This window comes from Halorubrum sp. Atlit-26R, assembly GCF_003666015.1.
In the GTDB taxonomy this organism is placed as follows: domain Archaea; phylum Halobacteriota; class Halobacteria; order Halobacteriales; family Haloferacaceae; genus Halorubrum.
This window is the reverse complement of the sequence record NZ_QPLT01000198.1, coordinates 1-751: the sequence shown is the minus strand read 5'-3', so window position 1 is coordinate 751 and position 751 is coordinate 1. Positions and strand designations below refer to the sequence as shown.

Sequence of the window (751 nt, the reverse complement as noted above, 5' to 3'; positions counted from 1 at the left end):
ATCACTGTTCAGATACAATAGCGTTTAAATAACTTACTGAATACGGTTGATTCTATCGGGTAGTAGTAACAAACGAGTTAGTGTTTCAGAATTTCCTGAAACTAACCGATAGTAGTCTAATTAGATCGGGATATACTCAGAAGATCCTGATCTAATCACCAATTCATATTGAATACTAGATATGTATCCTCACTCTTCTTTAAATACTAATGAGTCGTGCGCCGGTTATGATCCCTGAAGTACTGGTTTTTACCCCTGTCAACTGGCTATACGGCTAACCCTTTTAGTAGGGTGGATGATTTGTCCATTTGCGATGACGCGAACCACAGTCAACCAGTATATGTGTGGAATAGATCTGAATATACTGATCAGTGGTCCAGAAATCAATTATCAAGTCTAGATAGACTTAATGGGTGATAGTAAAGATGACACGTCACATTGATGCTATAATTAGCACAAACGAAGGATCCAGAGATAGTCCTCAGAAAGCGAAGGTCACTAAGAATGAAAAACAAGGTGCAGTTGGTGTGCCTGTTTTCTTTTCCGCAGAGGACATTCAGAAGCAGGGGATCAATCCAGATGAGGTTGACGAGATCGGCATTCGAGTGGAAGACGGATTTGTGGTTTTTGTCCCTGTAAACTCTGAAACGGGATGACTCTGTAGATTCGTTTTGCAAGCGTTTAATAAGAGAAATATACGCAACCTAGTCGACGACCGTCCTGCCAGGGAACAGTGATGAAACACAGCCGA

Annotated in this window: 1 protein-coding gene; it reads left to right on the top strand. The window is 41.1% G+C overall.

The features are described from left to right. Positions 1–425 precede the first annotated feature (425 nt). A complete protein-coding gene (locus tag DVK07_RS20100) occupies positions 426–656 on the top strand; it encodes a hypothetical protein (RefSeq protein WP_121598561.1) in 231 nt (76 codons plus the stop codon). The last annotated feature ends 95 nt before the right edge of the window (positions 657–751 follow it).